Origin of the sequence: Sulfurivermis fontis, from assembly GCF_004001245.1 — a bacterium.
Classification (GTDB): Bacteria; Pseudomonadota; Gammaproteobacteria; order Thiohalomonadales; family Thiohalomonadaceae; genus Sulfurivermis; species Sulfurivermis fontis.
Genome location: NZ_AP018724.1, coordinates 1,016,638 through 1,042,681, shown reverse-complemented (window position 1 = coordinate 1,042,681; position 26,044 = coordinate 1,016,638). Strand labels below are relative to the sequence as shown.

The window sequence follows — 26,044 nt, the reverse complement described above, 5'->3', positions numbered from 1 at the left end:
CCGGTTTGCCCACCCCCTGAAACCCAGAATGACCTCACGTTTCCGCAACAACCCGTAAGGAGCGAATCGTGAGTATCAAACACCTCAACCAACGCCAACTGGCCGACCGTTGGGGCGTCAGCGAAGCCACCTTGGAACGCTGGCGCTCCGAAGGAATCGGGCCGGTCTTTCTCAAGATCCAGGGGCGCGTGCTCTACCGTGTCGAGGACGTCGAGTCCTACGAGGCGGAGTGCCTGCGCAAGAGCACCTCCGAGCGCGTCGGCGCGGGAGGTGTGGCATGAGCCGCCTCACCCCCGACCAGGTTCTCGCCACGCCGGCCGGCGAGCTCGCCGCGCTGCAAAGCGAGGCGCTGTTCCAGCTCAAGAACGATGCCGCCGATCTGCTCTCGGCCGCCAAGGCCATCGTCGAGCACCTCGAACGCGCGCTGGATATGAAGTACGCCGACCGCGCCCATGCCCTGCGCATGGCCGCCGGTAAGGACACCGGCGTCGTGCATTTCGACGACGGCCGCGTGCGCGTCACCGCCGACCTTCCCAAGCGGGTCGAGTGGGATCAGAAGCGGCTCGCCGAGATCGTGCGCCGTATCGCTGAGGGCGGCGAGGACCCGGCCGAGTACGTCGAGACCGCCTACCGCGTCTCCGAGACCAAGTTCAACGCCTGGCCCGAATCGCTGAAGAGCGCCTTCGCCCCCGCCCGCACGCTCAAGACCGGCAAGCCCGGATTCCGTCTCGCCCTGCTGGAGGAGTGACCGTCATGTTCAAGAACCGCACTTTGCTCGACAAGCTGAAAAAGCAGCACCCCTATCTGCTGGAGTCCCTGCCGGAACGGATCGGGACGAATGGCGCCGACGTGGCAATCGAAGATGCCACCCTGGATCAGATCGCCTTCGCCGTCATCGCCCTCGAAAACGAGGTCCGGCCCATCAGCCGCCGCATGAACGCTCTGCGGGAGCTCTACGACCTCGCCCGCAAACACGGCGCACTCGGCGCACACCGGATCGGACACGCGTTCGCCGACAAAGGAGGCCGCTCATGAGCCTCCCCATCATCTCCGCCGACCAGCGTCTGGCCGAGAAGCGCGGCGTGAAAGGCGTGCTGGTCGGCAAGAGCGGCATCGGCAAGACCTCGCAGCTCTGGACCCTGGCGCCCGAGGCCACCTTGTTCTTCGACCTCGAGGCGGGCGACCTCGCCGTCGAGGGGTGGGCCGGCGACACCATCCGCCCGCGCACCTGGCAGGAGTGCCGCGACTTCGCGGTGTTCATCGGCGGTCCGAACCCGGCGCTGCGCGAGGACCAGCCCTTCAGCCAGGCCCACTTCGATGCCGTCTGCGCGCGCTTCGGCGACCCGTCCGTGCTCGACCGCTACGACACGGTGTTCGTCGACTCGATCACCGTCGCCGGGCGCCTGTGCCTGCAATGGTGCAAGGGCCAGCCGCAGGCCTACTCGGAGAAGACCGGCAAGCCGGACACACGCGGCGCTTACGGCCTGATGGGCCAGGAGATGATCGCCTGGCTCACCCACCTACAGCACACCCGCGGCAAGAACGTGTGGTTCGTCGGCATCCTCGACGAGCGTCTCGACGACTTCAATCGCCGCGTCTTCCAGCTGCAGATCGACGGCTCCAAGACCGGGCTCGAGCTGCCCGGCATCGTCGACGAGGTGGTGACGCTGGCCGAGCTCAAGGCCGACGACGGCAGCGCCTACCGCGCCTTCGTCTGCCACACGCTCAACCCCTGGGGCTACCCCGCCAAGGACCGCTCCGGCCGCCTCGACCAGATCGAGGAACCGCACCTCGGCCGGCTGATGGCCAAGATCGCCAGCCCCGCGCGCCCCGCCCTCGAACGCCTCGACTTCGCGCGCCCCGCGCCTTCCGAACCCGTACAGCAATAAGGAGCCACGACCATGAGTTATTTCGATTTCAACGATGCCAACGAGCAGTCTTCGTTCGACCTGATCCCCAAGGGCACGCTGGTGCGCGTGCGCATGACCATTCGCCCGGGCGGCTTCGACGATGCGAGCCAGGGCTGGACCGGCGGCTACGCCACCCGCAACGACAACACCGGCTCGGTGTACCTCAACTGCGAGTTCGTGGTGATGGAGGGTGAGTACGCCCGTCGCAAGCTGTGGTCGCTGATCGGTCTCTACAGCCCCAAGGGTCCCGAGTGGGCCAACATGGGCCGCGCCTTCGTCAAGGCGATCCTGAACTCCGCGCGCGGCGTCCATCCGGGCGACGCCAGCCCCCAGGCCCAGAACGCGCGGCGCATCGCCGGGTTCGCCGACCTCGACGGCATCGAGTTCCTCGGTAAGGTCGATTGGGAGAAGGATCAGAACGGCCAGGACAAGGCCGTCATCAAGCAGGCGATCCAGCCGGATCACAAGGACTACGCCGCGCTGATGGGGGCACCGCGTGCGCCGGCGCCTTCGGCCACCACGCCCAACGCATATGCCCAAGCCACGGGTCGCGCTCCGGTCACGGGCCGTCCGAGCTGGGCGCAGTAAGGGGGACTGCCGGCATGATGCTTCGTCCCCGTCAGGCCCTGCTGGTGGAGCGCTCGCTCGCCGCGCTCTACCTGCACGGCAACACCCTGGCCATCGGCCCGACCGGCTCCGGCAAGACCATCATGCTGTCGGCGGTCGCCGGCGGCGTGTTGGAGGAGCCCGACGCGAAGGCCTGCATCCTCGCGCACCGCGATGAGCTCACCGCCCAGAACCGGGAGAAGTTCGGCCGGGTCAATCCGGGCGTCGCGACCTCGGTGTTCGATGCCAAGGAGAAGTCCTGGGCCGGGCGCGCCACCTTCGCGATGGTGCAGACGCTCTCACGCGACGCGCATCTCGACGCGATGCCCACGCTCGATCTGCTGGTGGTCGACGAGGCGCACCATGCCGCCTCGCCGTCCTATCGGCGCGTGATCGATCGCGTGCTGTCGCGCAACCCCAGGGCGCTGATCTTCGGCGCCACGGCCACGCCCGCACGCAGCGACGGCAAGGGGCTGCGGGAGGTCTTCAGCAACGTGGCCGACCAGATCACCCTGGGCGAGCTCATCGCCTCCGGCCATCTGGTGCCGCCGCGCACCTTCGTCATCGATGTCGGCGCGCAATCGGCCCTCGCCCAGGTGCGCCGCACCGCCACCGACTTCGACATGACCGAGGTGGAGGCGATCCTCAACAGGACGCCGATCACCGACGCGGTGATCCGTCACTGGCGCGAGAAGGCGGGCGAGCGCAAGACCATCGTGTTCTGTTCGACCGTGGCCCACGCGCAGTGCGTGGCCGACGCGTTTGTCGCCGCCAGCATCCGCGCCGTGCTCATCCACGGCGAGTTGTCGGACGCCGAGCGCAAGGTCCGGCTCGCCGAATATGAAAGCGGCGAGGCACAAGTAGTCGTCAACGTGGCGGTGCTGACTGAAGGCTACGATTACACACCTACCTCCTGCGTGGTGCTGCTGCGCCCGAGCTCGCACAAGTCGACGCTGACCCAGATGATCGGGCGGGGGCTGCGCACCGTCGATCCGGCCGAGCATCCCGGCGTGGTCAAGACCGATTGCATCGTCCTCGACTTCGGCACCGCGACCCTCATGCACGGCTCGCTGGAGCAGGAGGCCAACCTGGACGGCCACCAGCACCAGGGGCAGGCGCCCACCAAGGAGTGCCCCTCCTGCGAGGCGACGGTGCCGCTCGGCTGCCGCGAATGCCCACTGTGCGGCTTCGAGTGGACCATTGATCCGGCCGAGCAGGCGGAAGCCATGGACGACTTCGTCATGACGGAGATCGACCTGCTCAAGCGCTCCAACTTCCGCTGGTGCGATCTCTTCGGCTGCGACGATGCCTTGATGGCCACCGGCCTCCAAGCCTGGGGCGGCATCTTCTTCCTCAACGGGCGCTGGCACGCGGTCGGTGGCGGCCGGAGTCTTCCGCCCCGTCTGCTGGCGGTCGGCGACCGCAGCGTCTGCATGGCCAAGGCGGACGACTGGCTCAACGACAACGAGTCCCTCGACACCGCCCACAAGACCCGCCGCTGGCTCAACGAACCGCCCACCGAGAAGCAGCTGCGCTACCTGCCGCAGGCCATGCGCGCCGACTTCGGGCTCACCCGCTACCAGGCCTCGGCGCTGCTCGCGTTCCAGTTCAACAAGTCGTCGATCCATCGCCTTGTGCTGGCAGCCAACGACGAACACCGGAGGGCGGCGTGATATGCGCGATCTGCGGACGAGAGGGACGCGGCTTCTGCTGGCTGTCGCCGAGGAACGGCTCGCGTGCGCCGGACGGCAAGCGCCTGTTCAAGCGCTTCTGCTCCATGCGCTGCCAGGACATTCATCTGCAACGACTGAAGGCGGGAGGCGGTGTCGTGATCGATCCCACCCATAACGAGAAGGCCGCGATGGAGGCCGTGCTGCCCAGCCTTGGCGAGTACGTGGCGTCCATCGGCATGGACCGGTCGCTCGCGGCGTACTCCCGCGAGGAGATCCTGCACATGGTCGACGTGGTGCTCACCGCCTACTTCGACAACCTGCGGGAGCTCACCCCCGATGACGTGCCGTTCTGAGGAGGTGCCCGTGCTCGATTACAACCACCGCCCCAAATTCCACGAACAGGTCACGGCCGTCATCGATGAGGCACTGGCCCGCGAGCGGACCGCTCAAGCGCCGCGCCTCTACCTCGGCGCGTCGCGCCTCGGGGCCGCCTGCGAGCGCGCCCTGCAGTACGAGTACGCCCAGGCCGCGGTCGATCCGGGGCGCGAGCTGCCCGGGCGGGTGTTGCGGGTGTTCGAGGTCGGCCATGCCCTGGAGGAGCTGGCGATCCGCTGGCTGCGCCTGGCGGGGTTCGATCTCTACACGCGCAAGGCCAACGACGAGCAGTTCGGCTTTGCCGCCGCCGGCGGCCGCATCCAGGGACATGTCGACGGCATCCTCGCCAACGGGCCCGCCAGCCTTGAGCTGGCTTATCCCGCGCTGTGGGAGTGCAAGACGATGAACGACAAGTCCTGGCGCGAGACCGTCAAGCACGGGGTGGCGCGGGCGAAACCCATCTACGCCGCCCAGATCGCCGTCTACCAGGCCTACATGGAGGCGCACGTTCCCGGCATCTCCCGCCATCCGGCGCTGTTCACCGCCATCAACAAGGACACGCAGGAGCTGTGGTTCGAACTCGTGCCGTTCGACGGTGGCCTCGCGCAGCGCATGTCGGACCGGGCCGTGCGCGTCATCACCGCCACCGAGGCGGGCGAGCTGCTGCCCCGACACGCCACTACGCCGACCCATGTCACATGCAAGTCGTGCCCTTGGCAGGACCGGTGTTGGGGGTCGGCTTGATGGCAGACGTCATTTGGCTCGACTACAACGACGCACCCGAACAGCAGGGAATGGCACTCCCCGATACCGATTCGCTGCGCCGAGGCCTGCTCGAGCGCCTGGAGGCGGTGCTGCTCTACCTGTTCCCGCAGGGCCGCATCCGCGGCGGTAAATTCTATGTCGGCGATATCGACGGCAATCGCGGCAAGAGCCTGGTGGTCGAGCTCGATGGTGAACGGCGTGGGCTGTGGAAGGATTTCGCGACCGACGAAGGCGGCGACGTCATCGATCTGTGGGCCCGTTCCCGTGGACTCTCCGCCCGGCACGACTTCCCCCGGATCGCGGAGGAAATCCGTCAATGGCTCGGGCTTGCACCATCCATCGGTCACACCCCGGAGCGATCGAATGCCCGCAGCGCCCCCGTCGACGAACTCGGCCCTTATACCGCCAAGTGGGACTACCTCACGGCGGATGGCAGACTGATCGCCTGCGTCTACCGCTACGACCCGCCCACCGGCAAGGAGTACCGCCCCTGGGACGTGCGCGCCCGCATGTGGCGCGCCCCCGATCCGCGTCCGCTCTACAACCTGCCGGCCGTGGCCAATGCGCGTGACGTGGTGCTGGTCGAGGGCGAGAAGGCGGCTTGCGCCCTGATCGGGACGGGCATCACGGCGACCACGGCCATGAACGGCGCGCGGGCGCCGATCGACAAGACCGACTGGACGCCGCTCGCGGGCAAGCACGTGCTGGTCTGGCCGGATCGCGACGTCCCGGGCTGGGACTACGCGGAGAACGCCGCCCGTGCCTGCGTGACGGCGGGCGCGGCGTCGGTCGCCATCCTCGTGCCGCCCATGGATAAACCGGACAAGTGGGACGCGGCCGATGCCGTGGCCGAGGGCTTCGACTGCGCCACCTTCATTCGTGAGGGCGAGCGCAGGGTCGTCAAGGGGGCGGCGCCGACACTGCCGACCTTCACCCTGGGTGCGCTGCTCGACGACGACTCGCCGTTGCCGCCCGATCTCATCGCACCGCGCGTGCTCACACCCGGCGGCCTGCTGGTATTCGGCGGTGCGCCCAAGGTCGGCAAGAGTGACTTTCTGCTCGCATGGCTCACGCACATGGCGGCGGGCGCCACCTTCCTCGCCATGACGCCGCCGCGCCCGCTGCGGGTGTTCTATCTGCAAGCCGAGGTGCAGTACCACTACCTGCGCGAGCGTGTGAAGGAGATCCGCCTACCGCCCAGTCGCATCGGTGAAGCGCGCGTCAACTTCGTCGCCACGCCGCAGCTGCGGCTGATCCTGGACGACGCCGGCCTCGCCCAGGTCATCCCCGCGATCAAGCAGGCCTTCGGCGACGAGCTGCCGGACATCATCGCCATCGACCCCATCCGCAACGTCTTCGACGGCGGGGAGGCCGGCGGCGAGAACGACAACGCGGCGATGCTCTACTTCCTGTCACAGCGGGTCGAGCGCCTGCGCGACGCGGTGAACCCGGACGCCGGCGTCGTGCTGGCCCACCACACCAAGAAGCTCGGCAAGAAGCAGTTCGAGGAGGACCCGTTCCAGGCGCTGGCCGGGGCCGGGAGTCTGCGCGGCTACTACACCACCGGCATGCTGCTGTTTCGACCCGACGAGACGCGCACCACGCGCCAGCTCTTCTTCGAGCTGCGCAACGGTGCCGCCATCCCGTCGATGCACGTGGACAAGATCCAGGGCGAGTGGCGGGAGGTGGATGCCAACGCGCGGCTGGTGATGAGGGACTATGGCGAGCGCCTCGATGCCGAGCGCCGGCGCAAGCGCGACGCCATCCTGCAGATCCTGTTCGACGAGGCGGCCCAGGGGCGCTGCTACACCGCCAACCAGTTCGCCGAATCCTTCGAAGGCAAGGCCGGTCTGGGCGGCGAGCGCACCATCCGCGAGCGCCTCTCTGCGCTTTCGACCCAGGGTTACATCAAGTACTTCCGCAACGCACAGGACTATGGCCTGCCACGCATCGGCCGCACCAAGTACGGCTACCTGTGCGTCGAGGGCATGGTGCTGCGCATACCGGCGGGCGAGCCCGATCCCGACACCGGCGAAGTGCCGCTGCGCGAGCTACCGGTATTACCTACCCACTTCAAATGCCCGCAATCGGGGGCCGCATTGCCGGTCGAGAACCCCGAGGTGTGGGTTTACCAAGACGACTTCATCGACCCGCAGGAGGACGCATGAACACGCGCAGGCAAGTTGGCAAAAATTCTGCCAACTGGAACCCGAATTTTGCCAACTGGATTCAGTTGGCAAACGTCTGCCAACTGGAAAATCAAAAAAATCAATGCATTACAGATCAGTCGGCAAGTTGGCAGTTGGCAACGCCTGCCAATTTGCCAACTGAGCTAACACCATGTTTTTACTTACCTTTCGGGGATTTCCCAGTTGGCGAAAACTCCCTCCCCCCTTCGGGGGGAGAGGACCACGTCGTGTCCTCTCCCCCGACCCGAAGGGGTCTGCCCGGCATCGACGGTCGGGATCGTGAACCGGGCACGGCCATCCTGAGCCTCGACCTCGGCACGCGGACCGGCTGGGCGCTGCTCGGCCGTGACGGCTCCATCACCAGCGGCTCGGAGTGCTTCAAGCCCCAGCGCTTCGAGGGCGGCGGCATGCGTTACCTGCGCTTCAAGCGCTGGCTCACCGAGGTCAAACAATCGGCGGACGGGCTGGATGCGGTGTACTTCGAGGAGGTGCGCCGCCACGCCGGAGTGGATGCCGCCCACGCCTACGGCGGCTTCATGGCCCAGCTGACCGCCTGGTGCGAGCACCACGGCATCCCGTACCAGGGCGTTCCGGTGGGCACGATCAAGAAGCACGCCACCGGCAAGGGCAACGCCGGCAAGCAAGCGATGGTGGCCGCCATGCAGGCCCTGGGTTTCCGGCCCGAGGACGACAACGAGGCCGACGCACTGGCGCTGCTGATGTGGGCGATCACGACGCAGGAGATGCCGGCATGAATGCACCCAGCCCCCACTATCGTTGCCCCCTCGGGCGCCTGCAACCGACTCCCCCGGACGTCGATGCCATAAAACGCGACGGTTGGCGGGACCAAGGCATCCTGGTGGTCTCGCTCGACGACGAGCGGCTCGACTGGATCGAGCGGGAGCTGGTGAAGCGCATCGGCGAGCGGCTCTACGGTCGCCAGGGAGACGGCCATGTGGAGCGTTGACGACGTCGCCGAGCGCTTCCGGGAGGCCGCCCAGACCGCGCGGCGTCTGCCGCCGGTACGCGTCCAGGGCTACTTCAACACCTGGCCGGCCATCCTGCGCCAGCCGTGGGAGACCTACTCGGGCGACGACGTGCTGTACCGCTTTCCGCCCGACCCGGCCGCCATCGACCGCATGGAGGAGACGATGCGCTGGGTGCTGTGGCTCACCGAGGAGCAGCGCCATCTCGTCTGGATGCGCGCCGAGGAACGCGGGTGGCGGGAGATCTGCCGGCGCTTCGGCTGCGACCGCACTACGGCCTGGCGGCGGTGGCAGAAGGCGCTCGACATCGTCGCCTGCCGTCTGAACGAGCAGACCCGCCGGACCGTGGCCAGCCTTTCATGAGTGAAGTTGCGGGTCGTTTCCAAAGCGATCCAAGCCATGCGGGCGGATGCGGAACGATGCCGGTTTCGAGCCATTTTGGACGTGCAACACTTCACCCGTTTTTGCGCTAGGATTTCGCTAACCTCGCGAGAGAAGCATGTGCGAAGGCCACGGAGCGATCCGTGGCCTTCGTCGTTTCTGCCTTCGCGATCCGACCCGCCGAGCGCGATGGGTCCTTCCTGGCCGAAAAGCCATGCGGGGGGCGCGAGCGCGGCATTTCGCTAGCGTCTGCCGTGAAATCGAGGTTACCGGGTTACCGGTTACCACCAGGGTTACCACCCTTTGCTGACCCGCCCTCGTGGCGGGTTTTTGTTTTGGCTCCGACGACACGCGGCCACGCCGCACGAACCTTCACCGAAACTTCGTTTCCCGATGACCGAACCCCTGCGCGTCGAATATCGCAAGGTCGAGACGCTGGTCCCCTACGCCCGCAATCCGCGCACGCATAGCGACGAGCAGATCGCGCGTATCGCCGCCAGCCTCGTCGAGTTCGGCTGGACCAACCCGATCCTGGTGGATGGAGCGAACGGCATCATCGCCGGCCATGGGCGGCTGGCGGCGGCCCGCAAGCTCGGGCTCACCGAGGTGCCGGTGATCGAGCTTAGCCACCTCACTCCGGCACAGAAGCGCGCCTACGTGATCGCCGACAACCGCCTGGCTCTCGACGCCGGGTGGGACGAAGAGATGCTGGCGTTGGAGCTGGCCGAGTTGTCGGAGGCGGGCTTCGATCTGGCGCTCACCGGCATGGGTGACGATGAGATCGAGCGGCTGCTCGATGAGATCGAAGCGGATATTCAACCCGCCGACGCATCGACGGCCGATGAGGACGATCAGGCGCGCGACGATGAGGACATCCCCGCGCCGCCGAAGATCGTCATCAGCCGCCCGGGCGATGTCTGGCTGTTGGGCGAGCATCGCCTGATCTGCGCCGACTCCTCCGACCGCGCGGCCATGCAGCGCCTGATGGCTGGCGAGCAGGCGGCGCTGCTGTTCACCAGCCCGCCCTATGCCAACCAGCGCAACTACACCACCGGCGGCATCGCGGACTGGGACGCGCTGATGCAGGGCGTGTTCGGCGCGGCGATGAGTGTCATGCGCGAGGACGGCCAGATGCTGGTCAACCTCGGCCTGGTCCATCGCGACGGCGAGTGGCAGCCGTACTGGGACGGTTGGATCGAATGGATGCGGGGCCAAGGCTGGCGGCGCTTCGGCTGGTACGTGTGGGACCAGGGCGTCACCGTCCCCGGCGACTGGGTCGGGCGCCTGGCCCCGCGCCACGAGTTCCTGTTCCACTTCAACCGCGCAATCCGCAAGCCCAACAAGATCGTGCCGTGCAAATACGCCGGGCAGGATGTGCACCTGCGCGCCGATGGCACGAGCACAGGCGGATTGAGGAGCAAGGAAGGAGCACGCACCGGCTGGTGCCACACGGGACTCCCGACGCAAGAGTTCCGCATCCCGGATTCCGTCATCACCGTCACTCGCCAGCGCGGACCCATCGACCGCGACCGCGAGATCGACCATCCGGCGGTGTTCCCCATCGGCCTGCCGAAGTTCGTCATGGAGGCCTACACCGACGAAGGCGAGATCGTGTTCGAGCCCTTCTCGGGATCGGGCACGACGATCCTCGCGGGCGAGGCCTGCGGGCGGTGCGTGCGTGCCGCCGAGCTTGCCCCCGAGTATGTCGATGTGGCCGTGATCCGCTGGATGAAGACCCACCCCGATCGTGCGCCGGTGCTGGAGACGACCGGCCAGAGCTGGGCGGCGGTCAAGGCCGAGCGCGAGCCGGAAGGCGTCACGGCGACCTATGGCGATGTGAAAAAACGCCTGTCGGACGTTTTCAACGACCGCATGGCCAAGATGGAGAACCCGATTCGTAATCCATGGGGGCGCAATCGCAAATGAACTGGCTTGCCGACAAGATCGAGCACTGGCCAACGGACAAGCTCATCCCTTACGTCCGCAACGCCCGTCAGCACTCGGACGCGCAGATCGCCCAGATCGCCGCCTCCATCGCCGAGTTCGGGTTCACCAACCCGATCCTGGCCGGATCGGATGGCGTGATCGTCGCCGGCCACGGCCGGCTGGCCGCAGCGCGCAAACTCGGCCTTACCCAGGTGCCCGTGGTGGTGCTCGATCACCTGACGCCCACCCAACGGCGGGCGCTGGTGCTCGCCGACAATCGGCTCGCGGAGCTTTCGACCTGGGACGAGGCGCTGCTGCGCATCGAGCTTTCGGACTTGCAGGCCGAAGGCTTCGACCTCGACCTGACCGGCTTCGACGCCGACGCCCTGGCCGACCTGCTGGCGGGCGAGGAGACCACGCGCGAGGGGTTGACCGAGGACGATGCCGTCCCCGAGGCGCCGGTGTCGCCGGTGTCCGGGCCTGGCGATGTCTGGATCATGGGTGAGCACCGTCTGGTCTGCGGCGATGCGACCGCGGCAGAGGCCTACGCGCAGCTGTTCCAGGACGGCGAGCGGGCGGACATGGCCTTCACCGATCCGCCGTACAACGTGAACTACGCCAACAGCGCCAAGGACAAGCTGCGGGGCAAGCACCGTCCCATTCTCAACGACGCGCTCGGCGCAGGCTTTCACGACTTTCTCTACGACGCGCTGTCGCTGCTCGTTGCCCACACCCGCGGCGCGATCTACGTCGCCATGTCGTCGAGCGAGCTCGACACCCTGCAGGCGGCCTTCCGCGCGGCGGGCGGCCACTGGTCCACGTTCATCATCTGGGCCAAGAACACCTTCACCCTGGGCCGCTCGGACTACCAGCGCCAGTACGAGCCGATCCTCTACGGCTGGCCCGAGGGCGCGGATCGCCACTGGTGCGGCGACCGCGACCAGGGCGACGTGTGGCAATTCAACAAGCCGCAGAAGAACGACCTGCACCCGACGATGAAGCCAGTGGAGCTGGTCGAGCGGGCCATCCGCAACTCCAGCCGCCCAGGCGACGTGGTGCTCGATCCATTCGGTGGCAGCGGCACGACCCTGATCGCCGCCGAAAAGTCGGGGCGCCGGACGCGGCTCATCGAACTCGACCCGAAGTACGCGGACGTGATCGTGCGCCGCTGGCAGGACTATGCCGGGGCGCAGGCGGTGCGGGAAGCCGATGGGGTGAAATTCGATGACCTGGCCAGCACGGCGGAGGCTGCCGCCGAGGTAGAGGCAGAGGCGTCGCTGTGAAGCAGTCGCGATGGATGTCGCTGGTGGAGGCCGTGGCCAATGTGCTGGTCGGCTATGGGGTGGCGGTGGCGACCCAGTGGATGGTGTTCCCGCGCTTCGGTCTGCACGCCACGGTCCAGGAGAACCTCCAAATCGGCCTGATCTTCACGGTGGTGTCGATGGTCCGCAGTTACGTGCTGCGCCGTGGTTTCGAGGCGCTGCGTGGGCGTTGAGCTGGAAGCAGGCCACCCGCGTGGCGGGTGGCCTGGCGTGCGACGCGTTGTCAATCGGCGGGAAATTCCGGATAGAGGTCGCCGCTGGTGATATCGGCCACGTAGCGGACGTTGCGGAAATCGCGTGGATCGTCGGCGAGGTGGACACCGCCGACCGACTGGATGGCGACGCCGTATTTGCGGGTGAGCGCCGTCAGTTCGGCGATGAACTTGGCGTAGTTGGCTTCGATTTGCTGGGTGGTTACGACAGCTGACATGGTGTGCTCTCCTTTCGGTTTATCGTTGCGACACCCGTATGAAGGCGCTGTTCGATTGATAAGCCAAGCGTTTTTTCAATCTAATCGGGCCATGGCGTGACCCGGATGGTCGTAGGGTCGTAAATCTGCTCGCGCGCACTGGATAGGGCGGCGGAGGCCTTATTGAGAGCTTCTCTCTCCGTCTTTGCCCGGACGTGGAACACGACGCAGTCGTGATGATCGGTGGTGCGGATCGCATTCACTGACCAACGGCGCGATGGGGCGGCTGGCCTGGTCTTTTGTCGGCCTGTCCCGCCGCACTTGAAGCACACGCCGCCCAGCACGTTGGCGTAATGGGGAAGGCGCCCCTTCCCCTCGCAGCGTGTGCATGGATAGGTTTGGGGCGTCTTCATCGCTTACTCCTGGTTGGCGGCGCGGGCGACTTCGTGCGCGCGGGCCAGTTCTGCTTGCGCATCCGCGATCAAGTCCAGGCGCAGGTTGGGCAGGATGTTGCTGGCAAGCTCGTTCAGGAGCCAGTTCATCGTTTTTGCTTGGTCGTAAACCGTTTCGGCTGCTTCAAATCGCTCGGCGTAACGATCAAGCTCGCGCAAGCTGCGCTCCAGGGTGCTGCGTGCCTGGGCAATGGCATCGCGGGCATGTTGTTTGGCGGCGTCGATCATGTAATCGCGTTCGGTCGTGAATTTCATGGCGTGTTCTCCTTTCTGTTTATCGTTGCGACACCCATATGAAGGCGCTGTTTGCTTGAGAAGCCAAGCGTTTTTTGCTTGGCTTCCCATCCCGCGCGAATTACGCGATCCTGTAAATCCGTTCGCCTCCGGCAGGCCTCTCTGAAACCAGGTTCAGGCCCAGCTTCTTTTTGATGACGTTGGTGAATGTGGCGCGCACCGTGTGCGGTTGCCAACCGGTGACCGCGCAAATCTGCGCGATCGTCGCGCCGTTGGGGCGTTCGAGCAGTTCGAGAATCTTGGCCTGCTTGCTGTCGCGTTGCTTAAGTTTCGTGATCGCCTCCTCGCGGGCCTTGCGAATCATTGCGCCCTCCTTGGCGGCCATGATTGCCCGGTCGTAGGCGTCGAGGTGTTCGTGCTGCTCGGGCGTTTCGTGCGCTGCGGCCATGGACGGGTGACCAATGGATTCTGCCCAGGCACGATAGGCCTTGGCGGTGGCGCACCAGCCGGCGCCATGGTTGGCGATCAGCTCTTTACTGGCCAAACCGTCGAGCACCTTCTGGCGGGCGCCGCCATTGAGCTTGTCGGGGAACCACTCGATCTTGCCGCCGGTGTGTTCGATGGCGTAGGCGAGGATGGCGTGTTGGGCGGGGGTGAGTTGGATGGTGCTCATCTGTGCTCCTTTGTGGTTGTTGATGGTGATTGCATTAAGGCGCTGTTCGATCAGGAAGCCAAGCGTTTAGAAAACGCTTGGCTTCCTGCTTCTTTTTCAGCCATGCTTCTTCTGTTTGCGACCGGTTACGGCGGCCAGCTTGGCGCGGGCCGACGCGCTTTCCCAGCGGCATGGTCCGTTGCCACGCGCAGCCTCTTCGCTCCAGCGGGCCAGGATTTCGTCATCGCTCCAGCCCTTGGCGGTGAGGTAGGCGTAGTCGTCGGCGTCGTAGTTGCTGTGGGTGAGGATGGCGCTGGTTGGTTTCATGCTGTGCTCCTTTGTGGTTGTTGATGGTGATTGCATTAAGGCGCTGTTCGATCAGGAAGCCAAGCTCTTTTTGCAAGGCTTCGGAGATTTATTTGCATCCCGCCTTGAGTGTCTTGATGCCCTCGTGGGCGAGCGTCAGGGCTGCGGTCTGAAACGCGATGTGCGCCACCCAGGGTGCCTCCTTGGCGTCATCGATCAACTCGTCGATCACCGACCTTGACTTGGCGCGCATCGCCGCCACGGCAGCATCCACCTGCGCGTTGCTGGCCTGGCGCACTTCCGGATAAAGGCGTACCAGCAGGGTCATGGCGGTTTCGGCCAGTTTCTGGCCAAGGGCGTCTATTTTGTTGGTGTTCATGCTCTTCTCCTTGGGTGTGGTTGATGGTGATGACATGAACGCGCTTCTGCGGAGAAAAGCCAAGCGCTGAATCGCAACGCGGGAAAACATCTGCGATCGGCTTGATGGTAATCATGGGTCTATCGATACGTGCTTATGCCAGGCATCGCGGCGTCTCTCACGTGGCTGTCAAGAAGGCGATCGATAGCGGCCGTATCACGACGCTACCAGACGGCACCATCGACCCAGATCAGGCCGATGCGCAGTGGACAAGGAACACCGAGGCGCCACGCGCCGGCGCTCGCACCAGGCCCGTCCTGGGCGCCGTGCCACCGGAGGCCGCCGGCAGTGTGCCCGTAGGCGACATGCCGACGGGATTGCCCACGGGTGGCACATCCCTGCTGCAGGCGCGCACGGTCAACGAGGTAATCAAGGCGCAGACCAACAAGGTGCGCCTGGCTCGCCTCAAGGGCGAGTTGATCGACCGCCACCAGGCCATCGCCCATGTGTTCAAGCTCGCGCGCGCCGAGCGTGATGCCTGGCTCAATTGGCCGGCGCGCGTTTCGGCGCAGATGGCGGCCAGGCTTGGCGTGGATGCGCACGCCTTGCACGTTGCGCTGGAGACGGCGGTGCGTGAGCACTTGCAGGAACTGGGCGAGGTCCGCCCACAGGTGGATTGATGGAGTACGACGGGGCCCTCGACATCGAGCGCGCCTGGCGCGAGGGCATGATGCCCGACCCAATGCTGACCGTGTCCGAGTGGGCCGACCGGCACAGGATGCTGTCCAGTCGCGCCTCCGCCGAACCTGGGCGCTGGCGTACCAGCCGCACGCCCTACTTGCGCGAGATCATGGATTGTCTGTCACCCACCTCGCCCATCGAGCGCGTGGTGTTCATGAAGGGCGCACAGGTCGGCGGCACGGAGCTTGGCCTGAACTGGATCGGCTATGTCATCCACCACGCCCCAGGGCCGATGATGGCGGTGTGGCCCACCGTGGAGATGGCCAAGCGCAACTCCAAGCAGCGCATCGACCCGCTGATCGAAGAGACGCCAGCGCTTGCCGAGCTGATCGCCCCGGCGCGCGCGCGCGATTCCGGCAACACCGTGCTTGCCAAAGAGTTCAGGGGCGGCGTGCTGGTGATGACCGGCGCGAACAGCGCCGTGGGCCTGCGCTCGATGCCCGTGCGCTACCTCTTCCTCGATGAGGTGGACGGCTACCCGCTCGATGTCGATGGCGAGGGCGACGCGATTTCGCTGGCCGAGGCGCGCACCCGCACCTTTGCGCGGCGCAAGCTATTCATCGTCTCGACCCCGACCATTGCCGGCGCGAGCGCCATCGAGCGCGAGTACGAGAGGAGTGATCAGCGCCGCTATTTCGTCCCGTGCCCGCACTGCTCGCACCGTCAATGGCTGCGCTTCGAGCAGCTACGGTGGGAAAAGACCCGACCGGAGACGGCGGTCTATGTGTGCGAGTCCTGCGACCGCCCCATCGATGAGCACCACAAGACATGGATGCTCGAACACGGTGAGTGGCGCGCCACGGCGCCGGAGAATGCGGGGCGCACGGCCGGGTTTCACCTCTCGTCGCTCTACAGTCCGGTGGGCTGGCGTTCGTGGCGCGACATCGCGGCTTCGTGGGAGGCGGCGATCGGCAAAGAGGCCGGCTCTGTCGCGGCCATCAAGACATTCAAGAACGTCGAGCTCGGCGAGACCTGGGTGGAAGAAGGCGAAGCACCCGAGTGGCAGCGCCTCATCGAGCGGCGCGAGGACTATCCGCTGGGCACGGTGCCCATGGGCGGCCTGCTGCTCACCGCCGGGGCCGACGTGCAGAAGGATCGCATCGAGGTATCCGTGTGGGCCTTCGGGCGTGGCAAGGAATCCTGGCTCGTCGAGCACCGCGTGCTGATGGGCGACACCGCGCGGGATGAGGTGTGGCGTTCGCTCGGCGCGCTGCTCGAAGAGACGTGGACGCATGCATCCGGCGCGAACCTGCCGCTGATCAGGCTTGCCGTGGACACCGGCTTTGCCACACAGGAGGCCTATGCCTTCGTGCGCGGCGCGCGCGACAGCCGGGTGATGGCGGTCAAGGGTGTGCCCAGGGGCGCGGCTCTCGTCGGCACACCCACTGTCGTCGATGTCTCGCAGTCCGGGCGCAAGCTGCGCCGTGGCATCAAGGTGTTTTCGGTCGCGGTGGGCATCGCCAAGCTGGAGTTTTACAACAACCTGCGCAAGTCCCCGGAAGTTGCCGAGGACGGCGTGACGGTACGCTACCCGGCCGGCTTCGTCCATCTGCCCAAGGTCGATGCCGAATACGTGCAACAGCTCTGCGCCGAACAGCTCGTCACCCGCCGCAACCGTAACGGCTTCCCGGTGCGCGAGTGGCAGAAACTGCGCGAGCGAAACGAAGCCCTGGACTGTTACGTCTATGCCCGTGCCGCGGCCAGTACCGCCGGTCTCGACCGTTTCGAGGAGCGGCACTGGCGCGAACTGGAACGACAACTTGGTCTGGCGCCGCCAGCCATCGAGACACCTAGTGAATCGAACAACGAGGCCACCCAACGCGGTGGCCTCAGCGTTTCTGGAACCCAGAAAACAGGCCGGCGCGTGATCAAGAGCCGCTGGCTTTCCTGAAACCTGAAGGAGATCTTCCCCATGAGTCTGCAAACCCAAATCCACAGTCTCGTCCTGCGCGTCGCCGAGGAGTTCAACACCGTCAAGGGCCGCACCGGCGTCCTGACTGACCTGACCACGACCGACAAGTCGAGCCTGGTCGCGGCGATCAACGAAGTGAAGGCGGCAGTCCTCGCGGCAACCTCGATCGACGACACCCAGGCATCGACGACGACCACCTACTCGTCGAACAAGATCGTCACCTTGCTCGACGCCTTGAAGGCCGACATCCTGGGCGGGGCCGATCCGGCCTATGACACCCTGCTGGAACTCCAGCAGGCCTTGCAGAACGACCAAAGCGGCATCGCCGCGCTCACCGCCGCCATCGAAACGCGCGTGCGCTTCGACGCCCCGCAGACGCTCACCGCTGTGGAACGGCAGCAGGCGCGCGATAACATCGGCGCCGTCGGCGTGGATGACATCGGTGACGTCAACACCGATTTCGTGGCGATCTTCAACGCTGCGCTGATCTAAGCGATGAGTCTCAGTGCGCAACTATCGGCGCTCGCCACTCGCATCGGCCAGGAGATCAAGGGGCTCGTCCGCCCCGAACACCCAGGCATCGCCCGCGCCTGGGTGAACTTCGGCTACGTCAACGGCGCGATTGTGGTTCGCGCCGCCTACAACGTCGCCTCGGTTCGCCGGTTGGCGAAGGGACGCTACCGCATCGTGTTCGAGACGCCGTTTCCAGACGCCGATTACTGCTGGGTCGCCACCGGCAGGAGCAATATCGCGACGGGGACCATCCGCTTCGCGGCAGCGCGCAGTACGACCGACGGCAAGACCGCCGACGCCCTCGTACTGGTCTGCACCAGTGCCGCGGCGTCGCTCGCCGACACGACCGAGATCAACCTGGTGGTCTATCGATGAGTAATCCCACCTACACCGAGGCGCAACTGCAGGCCTTGCGGGACGCGCTGGCCCGTGGCGAGCGGCGCGTCACCTTCGGCGACAAGACGGTCGAGTATCGCAGCGTCGAGGAACTGAAGGCGGCCATCGCCGAGGTCGAGGCCGCGATGCTCAAGGATACCGTGGCCACCGGACTGTATCCGCGCCCGCCGCGGCAAATCCGCATTCTCACCAACAAGGGGTTCTGATGGGCTGGTTCTCGCACCTCCGGCGCCGCCTGTTCGGCAATACGCCGACCTACGATGCCGCAGGCATGGGCAGGCGCACGCTGGCGTGGATGCCGGGCAACCCGGGCGCGGTTTCCGCCCTGGCCACGACGCAACCCGCGCTGCGGGCCAAAAGCCGCGACATGGCGCGGCGCAACGCCTGGGCTGCCGCCGGCATCGAGGCCTTCGTCGCCAATGCCATCGGCACCGGCATCAAGCCGCAGAGCATGGTGCAGGACGCCGCCCGGCGCGAGGCCATCCAGCGCCTGTGGTGGGACTGGGTGGAGTATGCCGACGCCGCCGGGCTCACCGACTTTTACGGCCTCCAGGCGCTCGCCTGCCGCGCCATGATCGAAGGGGGCGAGGCCATCGTGCGTATCCGCTGGCGGCGTCCCGAGGATGACCTGCCAGTGCCAATCCAGCTCCAGGTGCTCGAACCCGAGCACCTGCCGCTGACCATGAATCGCGACCTGCCGAACGGCAACGTCATCCGCGCCGGCATCGAGTTCGACCGCCTGGGCCGTCGGGTGGCCTATCACCTTTACCGCGCGCATCCGGAGGATGGTCTGCTGTCGCCGATGTCCGGCGTGGGCGGCATGGACACCGTGCGTGTCGCCGCCGAGGAGATCGTGCATCTGTTCCGCCCGCTGCGCCCTGGACAGATACGCGGCGAGCCGTGGCTTGCCCGGGCGTTGGTGAAACTCCACGAGCTCGACCAGTACGACGACGCCGAGCTGGTGCGCAAGAAGACCGCGGCGATGTTCGCCGGGTTCATTACGCGCACGAGCCCAGAGGACAACCTCATGGGTGAAGGCTTGGCGGATGCCAACGGCGCGGCGCTGGCCGGGATGGAGCCGGGCACACTGCAAATCCTGGAGCCGGGCGAGGACATCAAGTTCTCGGACCCCGCCGACGTGGGCGGCTCCTATGCCGAGTTCATGCGCCAGCAATTCCGCGCCGTGGCCGCCGCCATGGGCATCACCTACGAGATGCTCACCGGCGATCTCACCCAGGTGAACTATTCCTCCATCCGCGCGGGGCTGTTGGAGTTCCGTCGCCGCTGCGAGGTGATCCAGCACAGTGTCATCGTCCACCAACTCTGCCGCCCGATCTGGCGTGCCTGGATGCACCAGGCGGTGATGGACGGACGACTCGACCTGCCGGGCTTCGCCAACCCCGAGCGGCGTCGCACCTATCTGGCCTGCAAGTGGATACCGCAGGGCTGGCAATGGGTCGATCCGCAAAAGGAGTTCAACGCCATGAAGCTCGCCATTCGTGCCGGACTCATGAGCCGTTCGGAGGCGATCTCGGCCTACGGCTACGACGCCGAGGATGTCGACAAGGAGATTGCGACCGATAACGCCCGCGCCGATGCGCTGGGTCTGGTGTTCGACTCCGACCCGCGCCATGACAAGGCGCCAACCCATCCCATGCCGCCAGAACCAGAGGAGTGATCATGCTGCCCCATCTTGCCTCCCGTATCTTCGGGACGCCCTTGCTCATCCAGCGCGCCAAGCTCGACGTGATCCTCTCCGTCATCGGGGATCGCCTCGGTATCCAAGCGCCCGAGGTCGATCTCGCGGTGCCCGCCCGCGCCGTCGCCAAGCCGGCACCACCAGGCATCGCGCTCATCCCGATCCATGGCACGCTGGTCAAGCGTACCCTGGGGCTGGAGGCGGCCTCGGGTCTGACGAGCTATCAGGACATCGGCGCGATGCTCGAGGCGGCGCTGGCCGATCCGAGCGTCAACGGCATCCTGCTGGACATCGACTCCCCGGGCGGCGAGGCCTCCGGCAGCTTCGAGCTCGCCCGCCGCATTCGGGATGCCACGAAGATCAAGCCCGTGTGGGCGGTGGCCAACGACGCCGCTTTTTCCGCCGCCTATGCCATCGCCTCCGCCGCAGAGCGGATCGTCGTGACGGAGACGGGCGGCGTGGGCTCCATCGGCGTCATCGCCCTGCACATCGACCAGTCCGTCAAGGATGCCAACGACGGCTACCGCTACACCGCGATCACGGCGGGCGCGCACAAGAACGACTACTCACCCCACGAGCCGCTCACCGACGCCGCGCGGGACACGCTGCAAGACGAGGTGGATCGCCTCTACGACCTCTTCGTCGGTTTCGTTGCCGCCATGCGCGAGATGCCGGAATCGGCGGTGCGGGCCACCGAGGCCGCGCTCTACTTCGGGCCGAACGCCACGGCGGTCGGTCTGGCCGATGCCGTCGGCACACTGGAGTCGACCCTCGATGAATTCTCGACCTACATCAGCTCCCGAGGCCGCAAGGCGCCCCAGGCTCGGGCTGCGCGATCCGGGGCGGTATTGAAGGAGGTATCCATGTCCGATGAACCCATTGCAATGACTGGCGACCAGGCCGCCGCCATGCTCGAACAAGCGCGTCGTGAAGGCCTGCAAGCCGCGCAGGCCATCGTCGAGCTTTGCACGCTCGCCGGCTGCCCCGACCAGGCCGCCATCTACCTCGCGGAAGGCAGGACCGAGGCCGAAGTGCGTCGCCTGCTCATCGAGGCCAAGGCCGCGCAGTCCGAGGCCACGGCCATCCATTCCACCATCGTTCCACCCCATGAGCGGCACGAGTCCCCGGTGATCGCGGCCGTCAAGAAACTCGTCCACAAGGAGTAAACCATGCCTGTCATGACCATGAACAAGAACCTCGGCGACCTGCTGAAATACGAGGCGCCGAATCTCTATTCCCGCGAGGCCACGACGGTCGCCGCCGGCCAGAACCTGCAACTCGGCACCGTACTCGGCAGAAAGACTGCCGACGGCAAGTTGTATGTGCTGGCACCGAACGCCACCGACGGCACGGAAATCGCCGTGGGCGTGTTGGCCACCGATACCGATGCCACGCTGATCGACCGCGAAGATGCGATCCTGATCGCCCGTCACGCCATCGTCGCGCGCAGTGCCTTGATCTGGCCGGCGGGCATCACCGCAGCGCAGAAAGCCGCTGCCGAAGCGCAGCTCGAAGCGCTTGGCCTCCTGGTGCGTGACGTAGCATAAGCAAGCCACATCATCCACTGAAAACCCGCCGCCCGGCGGGTTTTTCGTTTCTGGAGAATCCACATGCAAAACCCGTTTGAAAATCCTGCCTTCTCGATGGCCAGCCTCACCACGGCCATCAATATCATCCCCAACCGTTATGGTCGCATCGAGCAGCTGGGCCTCTTTCCGGCCAAGCCGGTGCGCACCCGGCAGATCATCATCGAGGAGTACGCCGGTCGACTGAACCTCCTGCCGACCAAACCGCCCGGCTCGCCGGGCACCGTGGGCGAGCGTGGCACGCGCAAGCTGCGCTCCTTCGTCATTCCCCATATCCCGCACGACGACGTAGTGCTGCCCGAGGAGGTGCAGGGCATCCGCGCCTTCGGCTCCGAGACCGAGATGGAGGCTGTCTCGGGCGTGATCGCACGGCATCTGGAGACCATGCGCAACAAGCACGCCATCACCCTGGAGCACCTGCGCATGGGCGCGCTCAAGGGTCAGATCCTGGATGCCGACGGCAGCGTCATCTATGACCTCTACAACGAGTTCGGCCTGACCCAGACGTCGATCAACTTCGATCTCGCCAATGCCAACAGCGACATCAAAGCCCACTGCTACGACGTGCTGGCCGAAATCGAGGACAATCTCGCGGGCGAGTTCATGACCGATGTCCACGTGCTCTGCTCGCCGGAGTTTTTCCGAGCACTCACCACCCACAAGGCGGTCAAGGAAGCCTATGCCAACTGGCAGCAAGGGGCGATGCTGATCAACGACGTGCGTTCGGGCTTCACCTTCGCCGGCATCACCTTCGAGGAATATCGCGGCCAGGCCACCGCCCCGGACGGCACCACGCGGCGCTTCATCGCCCCCGGCGAGGCCCACGCCTTCCCGCTCGGCACGGTGGACACCTTCGCCACCTACTTCGCCCCGGCGGACTTCAACGAGACGGTGAACACCCTGGGCCAGCCGCTCTACGCCAAGCAGGAGCCGCGCAAGTTCGACCGCGGTACCGACCTGCACACCCAGAGCAATCCGCTGCCCATGTGCCACCGGCCCGGTGTGTTGGTCAAGCTCGTGATGGCCTGATGGTCACGGTAGCCGACCTCTATGACGCCGCCGCCCGCGCCGGCCTGCTCACCCCCGTCAAGGCCGGCGCCCTGGTCGTCGAGTGCGTCTTCCGCGCACCCGACGAGACGGTGCTCGATGGCCTGGCGCTGTCCCGCGACTACGAGATCGAGTACCCGACGGCACGCCTTTCGCTCGCCGCCGGGGATCGCGTCGAGATCGGCGGCGCAAGCTTTCGCGTGCGCGAGGTGTTTGCCCTGCGTGATGGCTCGGAGTGCCGCGCCAAGCTGGCGAGGGTGTCGTGATCTCGGTGCGTGAGCGCCTGATACGCGAGGCGATGGCACGATGTCAGACGGCGGTCGCGCCGGTGCGCGTGCTGCGCCAGCCGACCACGGCCATCCCGCGTGAACAGACGCCAGCCCTCGTCCTGCTCGTCGAGTCCGATGCGCCGGTAAAACGCAGCAACGACCGCCTGGAGCGCGAGCTGGTGTTGCGCCTCATCGGTCATGCCCGTGATTTCGATGACGGCTACGTCGTGGCCGACGATCTCGTTTGCAAGGCGCACGCCGCGCTGCTCGCCGATCCAACGCTCGGCGGGCTGGCGCTCGCCATCACGGAGGCAGAGGCCGACTACCAGGCGGAGGACGCGGACATGGACGCCATCGCCATCCCCGCCGTCTACCGCATCACGTATCGCACCCTCGTTTCCGACATCACCCAAGGAGGCTGACATGCCCAAGCTGAAACTCAAGGTCACCCACACCCATGCCGGGGTGGCCTACCCCGCCGGCCACGTCATCGACGTGGACGAACACACCGCCCGCTGGATGATCGACCACCAGATCGGCGAGATGGTCATCCAGCGCCATGCGCAAACACAAGATGCGCCCACTGCCACGGCGAAGACGACCAAGCCCATCGAGGAGTAACCCATCATGTCCTATTACGCCAGTTTCCAAGGCCGGGTCTATCTCGGCAACCGTGACGCCAACGGCCACCCCATCGATGTCCGCTCGCCGGGCAACGTGGCCGATCTCTCGCTCTCGCTCAAGACCGACGTCATCGAGCATTACGAGAGCCAATCCGGCCAGCGCGCCGTCGACCTGCGCCTGGTCAAGCAAAAATCCGCGACGATCGCCCTGACCATCGAGGAGTTCACCAAGGAGAATCTGGCCCTTGCGCTCTATGGCAATTATCTCGACACCACGGGCGGCAGCGTCACTGCCGAGACCGTGGGCGGGACCTCGCCCGTGGTTGGCGATCGCTACTTCCTGGCCCACCCGAAGGTATCGGCCCTGACCATCGTGGACTCCGCCGCCACGCCCGTCACCCTGACGGCAGGCACGCACTACACCGCGGATGAGGATTTCGGTGCCGTCCAGTTTTTGGACATCACCGGCCTCACCCCGCCCTTCAAGGCGAGCTACACCTTCGGCGCGGTGAGTGAGATCGGCCTCTTCACCCAACCTCTGCCCGAGCGCTATCTGCGCTTCGAGGGCCTGAACACCGCCGCCGGCAACGCCAAGGTGCTGATCGAGCTGTATCGCGTGGCCTTCGACCCGCTGAAGAAGCTGGACATCATCTCGAACGACCTCAACAAGTTCGAGCTGGAAGGTTCGCTGCTGGCAGATGCGTCCAAGCCCTATGATGCGCTGCTCGGCCAGTTCGGCCGCATCGTGCAGATCGGGTGATGGCCATGACCGATGCCCTTGCCTCGTTGCCGCCCGTCCCGGAGACCTTGGTCATCGGTGGCGAATCGATCGACATCTCGCCTCTCAAGGTGGGCGAGTTGCCAGCCTTCGCGCGCGCCGTCCTGCCCATCGCCAGCAAGCTCGGCACCGATCCGGACTGGTTGCGCCTACTGTCCGAGGACGGCGATTCGGTGATCGCGGCGCTGGCCATCGCCTGCCGCCGGCCGTCGGAGTGGGTGTCTGACCTCGATCTGGATGAGGCCATCCGGCTGGCCGAGGCGGTATTCATGGTCAACGCTGATTTTTTCGTCCACCGTGTGGCACCGGAGATCGTGCGCGCCAGTCAGACCATCGGCGCGGCGAGGCTTGGTCTGACGTCATCCAGCGACTCGTCCGATTCGGCCATCGCTACACCGACATCCTGAGCTACACGCTGGTGCAGGTGCGCGCCTTCCTGGAGGCCATCGATCGTGCGGAACGCGCCGAGATGGCGGCGCGACTCACACTGCTGTGGGTCGCGCAGCACGGCAGCGCGAAGGATGTCGAACACGTGCTGAAGGAGCTCGACCGTTGAAGCTCTCGATCACCGCCTCGGGTCTGCTCGATCCGAATCGGCTCGACAGTTGGATTCCGGAGAAGCGCCGCGCGATCCGCAAGGCGGTCGAGGCGGGCATGAGGGCGGCGGGCAAGGAGATGGCCCGCTCCGCCCAGGCCAGGATGCGATCCGCATTTGCCGTCCGTCGCGCGAGCTTCGTGCGCTCGATGCGACACAAGGTCTATGCGGGCAGCCCGGACAAATTTCCTGGTCTCCTCATTGGTTCGCGCATCCCATGGCTTGGCATCCATGTCCGAGGTGGCACCATCCGAGGCCGGATGTTGATCCCGCTACTGCCCGAGCACCAGCGCATCGGCCGTAAGGCCTTCCGCCACGTGATCGACGGGTTGATGCGTTCCGGCAATGCATTCTTCATCCAGAAGGATGGCAAGGTGATCCTGATGGCCGAGAACATCCGCGAGAACGCCGCGCAACTTCGACGGTTCAAAAGCGCCGAACGCAAACGCACCGGCGCCAAGCAAATCAAGCGCGGCCAGGAGATCCCCATCGCCGTGCTGGTCAAGTCCGTGGCGCTCAAGCGACGCTTCGACCTGGCCGGGTCCGTGCAAGGTGCCTTGCCGGGGCTGGCGCGGGCGATCGAGCGGGAGTTGGGATAGAACTGATGGACTACGGAATCCTGTGCGGTTGCGGAACAAATCCAGCACGCGCCGCAGCTACGGCGATCCCTCCGACCACGGATTGATGACGGGAACACCCGCCGCGGCGAACGGCGCCGTGTCGCGTGTGGCGACCCTCATGCCATGGGTCCGGGCAATCGCCGCGATCAATCCATCGGCCATGCCGATGGGCTGTCCGGCGGCCTGCGCCTTGGCCATCAGGTCGGCGTAAACCTGGGTCGCCGGCAGGTCGAAGGCCAGTATGCGGGTGGCGAAGGCGGGCAGCACCTGGGTCTCCAGGTGTTCGGCGAGGATCTTGCGCCGGCGACCGTTGGGCAGGCGGGCCACCCCGTAGCGCAACTCGGCCACGGTGACGACGGACAGGAACAGCGTCTCCAGCGGCTGGGCGTCGAGCCAGGCGACGACGCGCGGTTCAGGCGCGGCGCGTAGCGGCTCGGAGATGAGGTTGGTGTCCAGGAGGATCATTCCAGATCCACCGCCCGTGGGGCCGACTTGTCGCGCTGATTGATCAATGCGAGCTCCTCGTCGCTGAGCCGGAGGCGCCGGCCGATGTCGGCCAGCATCGAGCCCAGCTTCAGCCGCCCTTGCGGCTTCACTGCCTCTTCCAGGATGGCGCGCACCTCTGCCTCGGTGCTGCGCCCATGCTTGGCCGCGCTCAGGCGCAAGGCGCGATGTACCTCGTCGGGCAGATTGCGAACCGTCAGGATGGCCATGACAACAC

General features: G+C 66.0%; 38 protein-coding genes. 31 read left to right on the top strand and 7 right to left on the bottom strand.

Annotation, left to right across the window (positions count from 1 at the left end; genetic code table 11):
• Positions 1-68 precede the first annotated feature (68 nt).
• The 15 genes from EP379_RS05430 (at position 69) to EP379_RS05360 (ending at position 12,306) form a co-directional block, all read left to right on the top strand.
• Positions 69-281: a helix-turn-helix transcriptional regulator gene (locus EP379_RS05430; RefSeq protein WP_024892258.1), complete on the top strand. Its 213-nt coding sequence runs from the start codon at positions 69-71 to the stop codon at positions 279-281.
• On the top strand, positions 278-748 hold the full coding sequence (locus tag EP379_RS05425) for a hypothetical protein (RefSeq protein ID WP_102042180.1): 471 nt from the start codon (positions 278-280) through the stop codon (positions 746-748). The genes EP379_RS05430 and EP379_RS05425 overlap by 4 nt, the downstream gene beginning before the upstream one ends.
• 5 nt (positions 749-753) lie before the next feature.
• Entirely contained in the window at positions 754-1,035 is a 282-nt protein-coding gene (locus EP379_RS05420; RefSeq protein WP_102042181.1) for a hypothetical protein, read from the top strand.
• Complete coding sequence (locus tag EP379_RS05415; RefSeq protein WP_127476611.1) at positions 1,032-1,889, top strand: ATP-binding protein; 858 nt, start codon at positions 1,032-1,034, stop codon at positions 1,887-1,889. Before EP379_RS05420 ends, EP379_RS05415 begins: the two co-directional genes overlap by 4 nt.
• Positions 1,890-1,901: 12 nt before the next feature.
• Positions 1,902-2,498 (top strand): hypothetical protein, encoded by a 597-nt coding sequence (locus EP379_RS05410; protein ID WP_102042183.1) that lies wholly within the window; start codon positions 1,902-1,904, stop codon positions 2,496-2,498.
• Between the two features lie 14 nt (positions 2,499-2,512).
• Complete coding sequence (locus tag EP379_RS05405) at positions 2,513-4,189, top strand: DEAD/DEAH box helicase (RefSeq protein ID WP_102042184.1); 1,677 nt, start codon at positions 2,513-2,515, stop codon at positions 4,187-4,189.
• Positions 4,186-4,542 (top strand): DUF6511 domain-containing protein, encoded by a 357-nt coding sequence (locus EP379_RS05400; protein ID WP_127476608.1) that lies wholly within the window; start codon positions 4,186-4,188, stop codon positions 4,540-4,542. The genes EP379_RS05405 and EP379_RS05400 overlap by 4 nt, the downstream gene beginning before the upstream one ends.
• A 10-nt stretch (positions 4,543-4,552) precedes the next feature.
• Positions 4,553-5,308 carry a PD-(D/E)XK nuclease family protein gene (locus EP379_RS05395; RefSeq protein ID WP_127478837.1) on the top strand — a complete coding sequence of 252 codons (756 nt, stop codon included), beginning with the start codon at positions 4,553-4,555 and terminating at the stop codon, positions 5,306-5,308.
• A complete protein-coding gene (locus tag EP379_RS05390) occupies positions 5,308-7,497 on the top strand; it encodes an AAA family ATPase (RefSeq protein WP_127476606.1) in 2,190 nt (729 codons plus the stop codon). Before EP379_RS05395 ends, EP379_RS05390 begins: the two co-directional genes overlap by 1 nt.
• A gap of 284 nt (positions 7,498-7,781) precedes the next feature.
• Complete coding sequence (locus EP379_RS05385) at positions 7,782-8,273, top strand: crossover junction endodeoxyribonuclease RuvC (protein ID WP_127478836.1); 492 nt, start codon at positions 7,782-7,784, stop codon at positions 8,271-8,273.
• Positions 8,270-8,485, top strand: coding sequence for a hypothetical protein (locus tag EP379_RS05380; RefSeq protein ID WP_127476604.1), 216 nt, complete (start codon positions 8,270-8,272; stop codon positions 8,483-8,485). Before EP379_RS05385 ends, EP379_RS05380 begins: the two co-directional genes overlap by 4 nt.
• Complete coding sequence (locus tag EP379_RS05375; RefSeq protein WP_127476602.1) at positions 8,472-8,867, top strand: DUF6362 family protein; 396 nt, start codon at positions 8,472-8,474, stop codon at positions 8,865-8,867. Before EP379_RS05380 ends, EP379_RS05375 begins: the two co-directional genes overlap by 14 nt.
• Positions 8,868-9,278: 411 nt before the next feature.
• Complete coding sequence (locus tag EP379_RS05370; protein ID WP_127476600.1) at positions 9,279-10,811, top strand: site-specific DNA-methyltransferase; 1,533 nt, start codon at positions 9,279-9,281, stop codon at positions 10,809-10,811.
• Complete coding sequence (locus tag EP379_RS05365) at positions 10,808-12,094, top strand: site-specific DNA-methyltransferase (RefSeq protein WP_127476598.1); 1,287 nt, start codon at positions 10,808-10,810, stop codon at positions 12,092-12,094. The genes EP379_RS05370 and EP379_RS05365 overlap by 4 nt, the downstream gene beginning before the upstream one ends.
• Positions 12,091-12,306, top strand: coding sequence for a DUF7220 family protein (locus EP379_RS05360; protein ID WP_127476595.1), 216 nt, complete (start codon positions 12,091-12,093; stop codon positions 12,304-12,306). Before EP379_RS05365 ends, EP379_RS05360 begins: the two co-directional genes overlap by 4 nt.
• 50 nt (positions 12,307-12,356) lie before the next feature.
• On the opposite strand, the gene EP379_RS05355 is transcribed toward EP379_RS05360, so the two are convergent.
• The 5 genes from EP379_RS05355 to EP379_RS05335 form a co-directional block, all read right to left on the bottom strand.
• On the bottom strand, positions 12,357-12,563 hold the full coding sequence (locus tag EP379_RS05355; protein ID WP_127476593.1) for a hypothetical protein: 207 nt from the start codon (positions 12,561-12,563) through the stop codon (positions 12,357-12,359).
• 395 nt (positions 12,564-12,958) lie between these two features.
• Complete coding sequence (locus tag EP379_RS05350; RefSeq protein ID WP_127476590.1) at positions 12,959-13,249, bottom strand: hypothetical protein; 291 nt, start codon at positions 13,247-13,249, stop codon at positions 12,959-12,961.
• A gap of 100 nt (positions 13,250-13,349) precedes the next feature.
• Complete coding sequence (locus EP379_RS05345; protein WP_127476588.1) at positions 13,350-13,901, bottom strand: DUF3489 domain-containing protein; 552 nt, start codon at positions 13,899-13,901, stop codon at positions 13,350-13,352.
• Positions 13,902-13,997: 96 nt separating this feature from the next.
• The gene (locus tag EP379_RS05340) at positions 13,998-14,207 is read right to left on the bottom strand and encodes a hypothetical protein (RefSeq protein ID WP_127476586.1); all 210 of its coding nucleotides are present in this window, start codon (positions 14,205-14,207) and stop codon (positions 13,998-14,000) included.
• An 88-nt stretch (positions 14,208-14,295) separates the two neighbouring features.
• Entirely contained in the window at positions 14,296-14,565 is a 270-nt protein-coding gene (locus EP379_RS05335; RefSeq protein ID WP_127476583.1) for a hypothetical protein, read from the bottom strand.
• A 113-nt stretch (positions 14,566-14,678) separates the two neighbouring features.
• Between EP379_RS05335 and EP379_RS05330 the strand changes: the two genes are divergently transcribed.
• From EP379_RS05330 to EP379_RS05260, 16 genes are all read left to right on the top strand, one after another.
• The gene (locus EP379_RS05330; protein WP_127476580.1) at positions 14,679-15,224 is read left to right on the top strand and encodes an elements of external origin; all 546 of its coding nucleotides are present in this window, start codon (positions 14,679-14,681) and stop codon (positions 15,222-15,224) included.
• Complete coding sequence (locus EP379_RS05325) at positions 15,224-17,176, top strand: phage terminase large subunit family protein (protein WP_127476578.1); 1,953 nt, start codon at positions 15,224-15,226, stop codon at positions 17,174-17,176. Before EP379_RS05330 ends, EP379_RS05325 begins: the two co-directional genes overlap by 1 nt.
• A 21-nt stretch (positions 17,177-17,197) precedes the next feature.
• Positions 17,198-17,689: a hypothetical protein gene (locus tag EP379_RS05320; protein WP_127476575.1), complete on the top strand. Its 492-nt coding sequence runs from the start codon at positions 17,198-17,200 to the stop codon at positions 17,687-17,689.
• 3 nt (positions 17,690-17,692) lie between these two features.
• Entirely contained in the window at positions 17,693-18,085 is a 393-nt protein-coding gene (locus EP379_RS05315) for a hypothetical protein (protein ID WP_127476573.1), read from the top strand.
• Entirely contained in the window at positions 18,082-18,312 is a 231-nt protein-coding gene (locus EP379_RS05310; protein WP_127476570.1) for a phage head-tail joining protein, read from the top strand. Before EP379_RS05315 ends, EP379_RS05310 begins: the two co-directional genes overlap by 4 nt.
• Entirely contained in the window at positions 18,312-19,784 is a 1,473-nt protein-coding gene (locus EP379_RS05305) for a phage portal protein (RefSeq protein WP_127476568.1), read from the top strand. The genes EP379_RS05310 and EP379_RS05305 overlap by 1 nt, the downstream gene beginning before the upstream one ends.
• Entirely contained in the window at positions 19,784-20,971 is a 1,188-nt protein-coding gene (locus tag EP379_RS05300; RefSeq protein WP_127478835.1) for a S49 family peptidase, read from the top strand. Before EP379_RS05305 ends, EP379_RS05300 begins: the two co-directional genes overlap by 1 nt.
• Before the next feature lie 3 nt (positions 20,972-20,974).
• Positions 20,975-21,352, top strand: a complete 378-nt coding sequence (locus tag EP379_RS05295) for a head decoration protein (protein WP_127476565.1) — start codon at positions 20,975-20,977, stop codon at positions 21,350-21,352.
• Between the two features lie 63 nt (positions 21,353-21,415).
• Complete coding sequence (locus tag EP379_RS05290) at positions 21,416-22,420, top strand: major capsid protein (RefSeq protein ID WP_127476563.1); 1,005 nt, start codon at positions 21,416-21,418, stop codon at positions 22,418-22,420.
• Entirely contained in the window at positions 22,420-22,704 is a 285-nt protein-coding gene (locus EP379_RS05285) for a head-tail joining protein (protein ID WP_127476561.1), read from the top strand. The genes EP379_RS05290 and EP379_RS05285 overlap by 1 nt, the downstream gene beginning before the upstream one ends.
• Positions 22,701-23,129, top strand: coding sequence for a hypothetical protein (locus tag EP379_RS05280; protein ID WP_172600384.1), 429 nt, complete (start codon positions 22,701-22,703; stop codon positions 23,127-23,129). Before EP379_RS05285 ends, EP379_RS05280 begins: the two co-directional genes overlap by 4 nt.
• A 1-nt stretch (position 23,130) precedes the next feature.
• The gene (locus tag EP379_RS05275; protein WP_127476558.1) at positions 23,131-23,328 is read left to right on the top strand and encodes a DUF7210 family protein; all 198 of its coding nucleotides are present in this window, start codon (positions 23,131-23,133) and stop codon (positions 23,326-23,328) included.
• Positions 23,329-23,334: 6 nt separating this feature from the next.
• Positions 23,335-24,090 carry a phage tail tube protein gene (locus EP379_RS05270; protein ID WP_127476556.1) on the top strand — a complete coding sequence of 252 codons (756 nt, stop codon included), beginning with the start codon at positions 23,335-23,337 and terminating at the stop codon, positions 24,088-24,090.
• A 5-nt stretch (positions 24,091-24,095) separates the two neighbouring features.
• Entirely contained in the window at positions 24,096-24,515 is a 420-nt protein-coding gene (locus EP379_RS05265; RefSeq protein WP_197722863.1) for a hypothetical protein, read from the top strand.
• A gap of 11 nt (positions 24,516-24,526) precedes the next feature.
• On the top strand, positions 24,527-24,664 hold the full coding sequence (locus EP379_RS16335; protein ID WP_172600383.1) for a hypothetical protein: 138 nt from the start codon (positions 24,527-24,529) through the stop codon (positions 24,662-24,664).
• The gene (locus EP379_RS05260) at positions 24,661-25,302 is read left to right on the top strand and encodes a DUF6441 family protein (protein ID WP_127476553.1); all 642 of its coding nucleotides are present in this window, start codon (positions 24,661-24,663) and stop codon (positions 25,300-25,302) included. Before EP379_RS16335 ends, EP379_RS05260 begins: the two co-directional genes overlap by 4 nt.
• 57 nt (positions 25,303-25,359) lie before the next feature.
• Here the strand turns inward: EP379_RS05260 and EP379_RS05255 are convergent, their stop codons facing one another.
• Both EP379_RS05255 and EP379_RS05250 read right to left on the bottom strand, forming a co-directional pair.
• Positions 25,360-25,788, bottom strand: coding sequence for a type II toxin-antitoxin system VapC family toxin (locus EP379_RS05255; RefSeq protein ID WP_127476551.1), 429 nt, complete (start codon positions 25,786-25,788; stop codon positions 25,360-25,362).
• Positions 25,785-26,036 carry a FitA-like ribbon-helix-helix domain-containing protein gene (locus EP379_RS05250; protein ID WP_127476549.1) on the bottom strand — a complete coding sequence of 84 codons (252 nt, stop codon included), beginning with the start codon at positions 26,034-26,036 and terminating at the stop codon, positions 25,785-25,787. The genes EP379_RS05255 and EP379_RS05250 overlap by 4 nt, the downstream gene beginning before the upstream one ends.
• Positions 26,037-26,044: the final 8 nt, after the last annotated feature.